This is a genomic window from Geodermatophilus sp. SYSU D00742, assembly GCF_054049935.1.
The window spans coordinates 1-7801 of record NZ_JBJGYJ010000061.1 but is presented as its reverse complement, the minus strand read 5'-3'; the positions used below and the strand labels follow the sequence as shown (position 1 = coordinate 7801).

The window sequence follows — 7801 nt, the reverse complement described above, 5'->3', positions numbered from 1 at the left end:
CCGTGTCGTGCATCGGCATCAGGTCGAGCACGAGCAGCGCCACCGCCGGGGCGGCTGCGTGTGGCCGGGGCCGTGCCGGGCTCAGGCGGGGGGCTGGACCCGACGCACCCGTTCCGCCAGCCAGTCCGCCGCCATCTGCCGGGCCCGGCGCACCGGGTCGCCGGTGTCCAGCCCGGAGGTGGTGGCCTGGCGCGCGAGGCGTGCCAGTGCGCCGTCGTACAGGGCCAGCAGACCGTCGGCGGTCCCGGTGGGGTCCTCGGCGCCGGCAGCCGCGGCCAACCGGTGGAGACGCCCGGTCAGCAGGCGGGAGTCGGCGGCAAGCCACTCCTGGCCGGGATGCCCGGTCGGCAGCTCGGTCGCCGCGGCGAGGAACGCGCACCCGCGGCGGTTGCCCTCGGCCTCGCGGTACCGCACGACCGCGTCGAAGACCGACAGCAGCCGCTCCACCGGGTCGGTCCGCACGTCGAGGACGTCGTCCCACGTCCGCTGCCAGGTCCGGAAGCGGCGCTCCAGGTAGGCGGCGACCAGCCCGTCCTTGCCGGAGAAGTGCGCGTACAGGGTCGCCGGCGCGACGCGGGCGCGGGCCAGGACGGCGTCCACCCCGGTCGCGGCGATGCCGGACTCGTAGAAGAGCTCGCCGGCGGCGTCGAGCAGCCGCTCCCTGGCCGGTCGACTCGCAGCGGCGGTGACCACGCGCCTAGCATAACGATCGTTATGCTGAAACGGTCGTTTCGGTCCGGTCGTGCCCCTGCGGAGCGTGCCGCGCCGCGCCTGCTGGTGGTCGGCGGGCTGCTGGTCATCGCCGTCACCTACGGCCTGACCCGCTACGGTTTCGGCCTCTACCTGCCGCAGTTCCGATCGGACCTGGGGTTGACCTCCGCCGTCGCCGGCGGCATCGCCGCGGGCAGCTACCTCGCCTACTGCGCCGCAGCCGTCCTCGGCCTGTACCTGGTCGACCGGGGCCGGGCGCGTCGGGCCCTGTGGTCGGCCGGGGTCGGTGCCGCCGTGGGTGCGCTGGTGGTCGCCGTCGCGGCGGCCACGCCGGTCCTCGCGATCGGGGCGCTGGTCGCCGGCAGTGGAGCGGGTGCCGCCAGTCCGGCGCTGGTGGCGGCGGTGGCCCGGACGGTGCCGGCGTCCACCGAGCCGCAGTCCCAGGCGGTGGTGAACAGCGGCACCGGGGCCGGGGTGGTCGCGGGCGGCCTGGTGGTCCTCGCCTGGCCGGCGCAGTGGCGGTGGGCGTGGCTCGGCTTCGCCGTCAGCGCCCTGCTCGTGACCTGGTGGGCCGACCGGTCCGCCTGCTGGTGCCCACCCGCGGCGGCTCCCGGTCGGCCGGCCTCCGGCCTGCGGCCGCTGCGCCTCGCCCGCCCGCTGACCGCCGGTGTGGTCGCCGGAGCCGGCGGTGCCGGGGTGTGGACGTTCGGCCCGGACGTGACGACCGGCAGCGGGCTGTCGGCCTCCGTCACCGCGGTGCTGTGGTGTCTGCTGGGCGCGGCCGCCCTCCTCGGCGGGCTGAGCGGGAGTCTCGTGCGCAGAGCGGGCCTGCCCGCCGCCTGGCTGGTCTCGGTGGGCATGACGGCCGTCGGCACGGTGCTGCTCGCCTGGAGGCCGGGGACCGTCGTGGTCGCGGCGGGCGCGCTGGCGGTGTTCGGCTGCGGCTTCGTGGCGCTCAGCGGCGTGCTCATCGCCTGGGGCGGGCGCCAGGCGCCGGAGGCGGCGGCACAGGCCACGGCCCTCCTGTTCATCGCCCTGACCATGGGCCAGGCCGCCGGCGCCGCCCTGCTCGGTGCCCTCGCCGACGCGGCCGGCGCACCGGTCACCTTCGTCGCCGCCGCGGGCGTGGTGTCGGCCGCCGCGCTCGCCGCTCCCCGCGCTCCTCGCCGGCCGCCACCGGCCGTGGGGTCAGGACGGCGCCGGCACCGCTGAGCGCAGCTGCCGGCGCCACCGGGTGAACAGGCGGGGCTGGTCGATCCCGAGGACGGCGACGGGCCGGCCGTCGCGCTCGTAGACGGCCAGGAAGCTGCGGTCGGCACAGCTGCCCTCCACCACGCGGGCGACGTCACCCTCGCGGCGGGAGCCGGCGAACTGGATGCGGGCGCCGTACTGGTCGGACCAGAAGTAGGGCACCGGCGCCGGTGCCGGCTCCGTGGCACCCAGCAGGGTGGCGGCGGCCGTGGCCGGCTGCTCCAGCGCGGTGGTCCAGTGCTCGATGCGGACGTGCCGCTCGGCCGTGGCCGACCACGCCGCGGCGCAGTCGCCGACGGCGACCACGCCCGGGACGGTGGTGGCGCACCGCGGGTCGGTGAGGACGCCGTTGCCGAGGGCGACGCCCGAGTCGGCCAGCCACTCGGTGTTGGGGACGGCGCCGATGCCCACGACCACCACGTCGGCGGGCAGGCGCGTGCCGTCGGTCAGCTCGACGGCCTCGACCCGGCCGGTGCCGACCAGCCCGGCGACCCCGGTGCCGGCCAGCAGGCGGGTGCCGTGGTCGGCGTGCAGGCCGGCGCAGACCGCGCCCATGTCGGCGCCCAGCGGCCCGGCGAGCGGAACGGGCTGGGTCTCGACGACGGTGACCTCCAGCCCGAGCGCGCGGGCGGTGGAGGCGACCTCGGCCCCGATGAAGCCGGCGCCGATCACGACGAGGCTGCCGCCGGCGACGAGGTCCGCGCGGAGGGCCACCGCGTCGTCCAGGGAGCGCAGCACGTGCACGCCCTGGAGCCCCTCGCTGCCGGGCAGGCGCCGGGCCCGGGCGCCCGTGGCGAGGACGACGCCGTCGGCCCGGACCGTGCTGCCGTCGTCCAGCAGCACCGATCGGCCCCGGCGGTCCAGGCCGACCGCCCGGCTGCCCAGCCGCCACTCGAGCCCGAGGTCGGCATCGTCGGGCGTGCCCAGGGCGATGTCGTCCAGCGACGCCGTGCCGGCCAGGAACTCCTTGGACAGCGGCGGGCGGTCGTAGGGGGCGTGCACCTCGTCGCCGATGACCACGATGCGGCCGTCGTAGGAGCGCTCGCGGAGTGCGCGCGCAGCCGACAGGCCGGCCAGCGAGGCCCCGACGACGGCGACGGTGGGGCTCATGCCGCACCGTCCGCCGCGATGCCGGGCTGCACGTAGACCATGCCGTCCTGGACGACGACGCGGTGGGTGCGGACCGGGGTCTTGGCCGGCGGGCCGGACACCTTCCCGGTGCGCAGGTCGAAGCAGGAGGCGTGCAGGGGGCACTCCACGGCGCAGCCGTCCAGCCAGCCGTCGGCCAGCGACGCGTCCTGGTGGGTGCACGTGTCGTCGATCGCGTAGAAGTCGCCGTCGACGTTGAAGACCGCGATGGGCTCGGTGGCCTCGACTCGGGTCGCCTCTCCAGGGGGCAGGTCGGTCGTCGGGCAGACCGGGATCATGGGCGCTCCAGCCGGTTCATGTTGCGTTCACCGCAACTCGTCGCTGATAGCGCAACAGGATGGTCCGGGGTTCACGGCATCGTCAAGAGGAGACGGCGGGTTCGGTCCGCTCACGACCTACGCTGAGATCATGAGTGGGCCCCAGGGGGAGAGTGCGGACCGCGGCTCCGTCGCCGTCGTCCAGTCCGTCGACCGGGCACTGAGCGTCCTGGAGATCCTGGCGGCCCAGGGGGAGGCCGGGGTCACGGAGGTGGCCGCCGAGCTCGGCGTGCACAAGTCCACGGCGTTCCGGCTGGTCGCGGCGCTGGAGAGCCGGGGCTTCGTCGAGCAGCTGGCCGACCGGGGCAAGTACCGGCTCGGCTTCGGTGTCGTGCGCCTGGCCGGTGCGGCCGCCGCGCAGCTGGACATCGCCCGGGAGGGGCGGCCGATCTGCGAGGCGCTGGCCGCCGACCTCGAGGAGACGGTGAACATCGCCATCCTGGACGGCGACCGCGCGGTGAACGTCAGCCAGGTCCGCGGGCCGGCCGCGCTGAGCACGCACAACTGGGTCGGGCAGGGCACCCCGCTGCACGCGACCTCCAGCGGCAAGGTGCTCCTGGCCCACGCGCCCGACGCCGTCCGCAAGGACGTGCTCTCCCGGGAGCTGCCGCGCTTCGCCCCCGCGACGATCACCGATCCCGAGGTGCTCCGCCAGCACCTCGACCGGATCGTGGAGCAGGGGTGGGGTGCCACCGTCGAGGAGTACGAGGTGGGGCTCAGCGCCATCGCCGCCCCCGTGCGGGGCGCGGACGGGGACGTGGTCGCGGCCCTCAGCGTCTCGGGCCCGTCCTTCCGCATGGCCGAGGACGACTTCCCGCGGCTGGCCCGGCGGGTGCGGTCCGGGGCCGAGGAGCTGAGCCGGCGACTGGGCTTCTACGCGCAGTCCCGCTGAATCGCCGGGGTCGGCCCCGCCCGCCCGTGCTGCCCTCCGTGGTCGGCGTCGGGTGCGTGTCCTGTGCGCACACCGTCGCCGGGACGGTGTCGTCGGAGGGCGCGCCCGCGCACGCGTCGTCGCCGCGGCGGGGTCGTGAGGGCGTCGCGTGCGCACCCCGCCGGCGGGACGGCGCCCGGCGTGCGCGCGGGACCTGCACCGCGACGGCGGCGGTGATCTCCGAGGGGTGCCCGTGGAACTCGCGGCGACACAGGTTGTTGCGTAGAGCGCGACGCGCTCTGTAATGTGCAACACACCGGACGTCGTGAGCCCGCTGGCGCATGGCGACCGTGGCCAGCCGCAGACCTGAGTTGTCCGACTTCCGGCGTCCCGCAGATCGCCGACGGAACCCCGAGGTGCCGTATGACCACCACCGACCAGCCCGCGAGCCTCATCTCCACGCTGCCGGGCCACTACTACACCGATCCCGCCGTCTTCGCGCTGGAGCAGTCACACGTCTTCGAGGACATGTGGTTCTGCGTCGTGCGGTCGAGCGACCTGGCCAAGCCCGGCTCCTTCAAGAAGGTCCAGGTGGGCCGGGAGAGCGTGCTGGTGGTCCGCGGCCGGGACGGGCAGCTGAGGGCGTTCCTCAACATCTGCCGGCACCGCGGCGCGCAGATCTGCACGGAGGACTCCGGCGCCACCAACCGGGCCTTCCGGTGCCCGTACCACGCCTGGACCTACGACCTCGAGGGCAAGCTCATCGCGGCCCCCAACCTGACCAAGATGCCCGACATCGACCGGGTCGAGTACGGCCTGGTCACGGTGGCGCTGCGGGAGTGGCTGGGCTACGCGTGGGTCTGCCTGGCGAAGGAGCCCCCGTCGTTCGAGGACGACGTCATGGGCGAGATCGTCGAGCGCCTGGGCAGCGTGGAGGCGATCGACCACTACGACCTCGACTCGCTGTCCGTGGGCCGCCGCGTCACCTACGACGTCAAGGCCAACTGGAAGCTGATCATCGAGAACTTCATGGAGTGCTACCACTGCGCGACCATCCACCCGGAGCTCACCGAGGTGCTCCCGGAGTTCGCCGACGGGTACGCCGCGCAGTTCTTCGTGGGCCACGGCGCGGAGTTCGGCGACGACGTCAAGGGCTTCACCGTCGACGGCAGTGAGGGCTTCGACCGGCTCCCGGGCGTCGACGAGGAGCAGGACCGCCGCTACTACGCCATCACGGTCAAGCCGACGGTCTTCGTCAACCTGGTGCCCGACCACGTCATCTTCCACCGCATGTTCCCGGTCTCGGCCGACCGGACGATCGTGGAGTGCGACTGGCTGTACTCCCACGAGGTGGTCGAGTCCGGCCGGGACGTGTCGCGGTCGGTGGAGCTGTTCCACCGGGTCAACGAGCAGGACTTCGCCGCCTGCGAGCGCACCCAGCCGGCCATGTCCTCCCGTGCCTACGCCAACGGCGGCGTGCTGGTGCCCTCCGAGCACCACATCGGTGCCTTCCACGAGTGGCTCACCCAGCGCCTGGCGCGCTGACCCCGTGGTGCTCCGGGGCCGGGGGGACGTCGTCCCCCCGGCCCCGGAGCCGTGTGCGTCGACGACGACGTGGCCGCGGCCGGCGGCGCACGGCCTCGGGAGGGCCCGTCGCGGATCCGGCCGGCCGGACGTCGGGGGAGCCGACGGCTCCGGCCTCGGCGGGGTGGGCGAGGACGGGCGGTTCCAGGAGCAGGTGCCGTGGGGACGCTGCCGCACGACGCGTCCCGGTCCGTCACGGGCGCCGTCTGCTCAGCGGTCGTCGGCCAGCCGGGCCAGCCACGCCTGTCGCCACGCCTCCGTCCTCGCCACCTCGTTGAAGGTGAACAGGTGCAGGCCCTGCAGGCCGTGTCCGGGCTGCCCCAGGGTGGGGGCGAGGCGTTCGACCAGGCGGTCGGGCCGGTAGCCGTGGGGGAGGAAGAACCGCCAGAACAGGCTGTGCTGCTTGCTCAGGAAGCGGGCGGACTGCCCGAGCCCCAGCCCCGCCGAGATGCGCACCAGCTTCTGGCGCGTCACCGCACCGGGGAGCCCGACGCGGATCGGCAGCTCCACCCCCCGTGCCCTGACCTGCCGCGCCCACGCCGTCGTCGTCGACGGGTGGAAGCACAGCTGGGTGATGACGTGGGTCGCGTGCGGTGCCTTCCGCTCCAGCGCCTGCTCGATCAGCTCGGCGCTGATGTGCCCGTGCCCCTCGGGGTAGCCGCCGATCCCCACCCGCCGGAACGGGTGGCCGGCTCGCTCCAGCTCCCGCAGCAGGCTGAGTGCGTCGGGGAACGCCCCCGCGGGCTCGGCGGCGTCGCCGCCGACGACGAACACGCTGTCGACCCCGGCGGCGCGCAGGCGGGCGGTGACGTCGGCCAGGTGGGCGCCGTCCCGGACCAGCCGGGCGGCCAGGTGCGGCGTGGCGTCGAACCCGTGCCCGGCCAACCGCTCGGCCAGCTCCAGCGTGGGCGTCAGGCCCTTGGCCTCCGTCACCGTGACGGTGAGAGGCACGGCGCGGGGGACGTGCTCGACGACCGACTCCTCGGCACCACGCAGCGGCAGGACCTCGTAGCTCGCGCCCCGCAGCGCCCGCTCCAGCGCGACCCGGGGCCGCCGCCGCGCCGGCCGGCCCGCGTCCGGGCGCGGCGACCCCGCGCCCGGACGCGCACCGGAGGCCTCAACGGACACGGCCCACCTCCGCGGCGACGGTGGTGTCCTCGCCGTGGCCCGCCCGGACGACGGTGTCCCCGGGGAGGGTCAGCAGACACGAGCGGATGGAGTGCCGGATCGACGCCTCGCCGCCAGGGGCGTGCCCGGGGCCGCCGCGCACCAGCGTGTCGCCGGTGAAGACGGTGTCCAGGTCGCGTGCGTACAGCGAGGTGCTGCCCGGGCTGTGCCCCGGGGTGTGCATGGAGAGCAGTCGCGTCCCGGCCACGGGGAAGGGGGTGCAGTGGCCGACGGGCTGATCGGGCAGCGCCCCCGGGTGGACGCTGCACCAGAGCGCCAGGTCGGCGGCGTTGAGCCAGATCGGCGCGCGGGTGGCCTCGCGCAGGGCGACGGCGGCGGTGATGTGGTCGTTGTGCCCGTGGGTGAGCACGATCGCCGTGACCCTCCGGCCGCCGACGGCCTCGACGATCGGCTCGGCGCGGTGGGGGGCGTCGATGACGAGCACCTCGTCGTCGTCGCCGACCAGCCAGACGTTGGTGTCGACGTCGCGCCCGACCCCGCCGGGGACGACGAGTCGCTCGGTCCGCGCGTTCACTTGTCCAACACCACGACCGAGCGCAGCACCTCACCCTGGCGCAGGTTCTCGAAGGCCTCCTCGACGTCGTCCAGGCCCACGGCCTCGGTGACGAAGTCGTCGAGCGGGAAGCGGCCCTGCAGGTAGAGGTCGATCAGCATCGGGAAGTCCCGGGAGGGCAGGCAGTCGCCGTACCAGGAGGACTTCGTCGCACCACCCCGGCCGAAGACCTCGATC

8 protein-coding genes and 1 pseudogene are annotated in these 7801 nt (G+C 74.9%); 3 read left to right on the top strand and 6 right to left on the bottom strand.

Annotation, left to right across the window (positions count from 1 at the left end; all coding sequences use genetic code 11):
- Positions 1–81: 81 nt before the first annotated feature.
- A complete protein-coding gene (locus tag ACI78V_RS22620) occupies positions 82–693 on the bottom strand; it encodes a TetR/AcrR family transcriptional regulator (protein ID WP_456854987.1) in 612 nt (203 codons plus the stop codon).
- Between the two features lie 21 nt (positions 694–714).
- Between ACI78V_RS22620 and ACI78V_RS22615 the strand changes: the two genes are divergently transcribed.
- Entirely contained in the window at positions 715–1923 is a 1209-nt protein-coding gene (locus tag ACI78V_RS22615) for an MFS transporter (RefSeq protein WP_456854985.1), read from the top strand.
- Here ACI78V_RS22615 and ACI78V_RS22610 read toward each other — a convergent pair.
- Together ACI78V_RS22610 and ACI78V_RS22605 are read right to left on the bottom strand one after the other, a co-directional pair.
- Entirely contained in the window at positions 1900–3072 is a 1173-nt protein-coding gene (locus tag ACI78V_RS22610) for an NAD(P)/FAD-dependent oxidoreductase (protein WP_456854983.1), read from the bottom strand. The two genes, ACI78V_RS22615 and ACI78V_RS22610, sit on opposite strands and share 24 nt — an antisense overlap.
- Entirely contained in the window at positions 3069–3389 is a 321-nt protein-coding gene (locus tag ACI78V_RS22605) for a bifunctional 3-phenylpropionate/cinnamic acid dioxygenase ferredoxin subunit (protein WP_456854981.1), read from the bottom strand. Before ACI78V_RS22605 ends, ACI78V_RS22610 begins: the two co-directional genes overlap by 4 nt.
- Before the next feature lie 130 nt (positions 3390–3519).
- Here ACI78V_RS22605 and ACI78V_RS22600 point away from each other — a divergent pair, with 130 nt between their 5' ends.
- Together ACI78V_RS22600 and ACI78V_RS22595 are read left to right on the top strand one after the other, a co-directional pair.
- Complete coding sequence (locus tag ACI78V_RS22600; RefSeq protein WP_456854979.1) at positions 3520–4320, top strand: IclR family transcriptional regulator; 801 nt, start codon at positions 3520–3522, stop codon at positions 4318–4320.
- Positions 4321–4722: 402 nt separating this feature from the next.
- Positions 4723–5844, top strand: coding sequence for an aromatic ring-hydroxylating oxygenase subunit alpha (locus ACI78V_RS22595; protein ID WP_456854977.1), 1122 nt, complete (start codon positions 4723–4725; stop codon positions 5842–5844).
- A gap of 249 nt (positions 5845–6093) precedes the next feature.
- On the opposite strand, the gene ACI78V_RS22590 is transcribed toward ACI78V_RS22595, so the two are convergent.
- The 3 genes and pseudogenes from ACI78V_RS22590 to ACI78V_RS22580 all read right to left on the bottom strand — a co-directional run.
- Positions 6094–7011, bottom strand: a complete 918-nt coding sequence (locus tag ACI78V_RS22590; RefSeq protein ID WP_456854975.1) for a methylenetetrahydrofolate reductase — start codon at positions 7009–7011, stop codon at positions 6094–6096.
- Positions 7001–7585 (bottom strand): MBL fold metallo-hydrolase, encoded by a 585-nt coding sequence (locus tag ACI78V_RS22585; protein ID WP_456854973.1) that lies wholly within the window; start codon positions 7583–7585, stop codon positions 7001–7003. Before ACI78V_RS22585 ends, ACI78V_RS22590 begins: the two co-directional genes overlap by 11 nt.
- Positions 7582–7801: pseudogene (locus tag ACI78V_RS22580) on the bottom strand (S-(hydroxymethyl)mycothiol dehydrogenase); the annotation flags it as partial. The pseudogene ACI78V_RS22580 and the gene ACI78V_RS22585, both read right to left, overlap by 4 nt.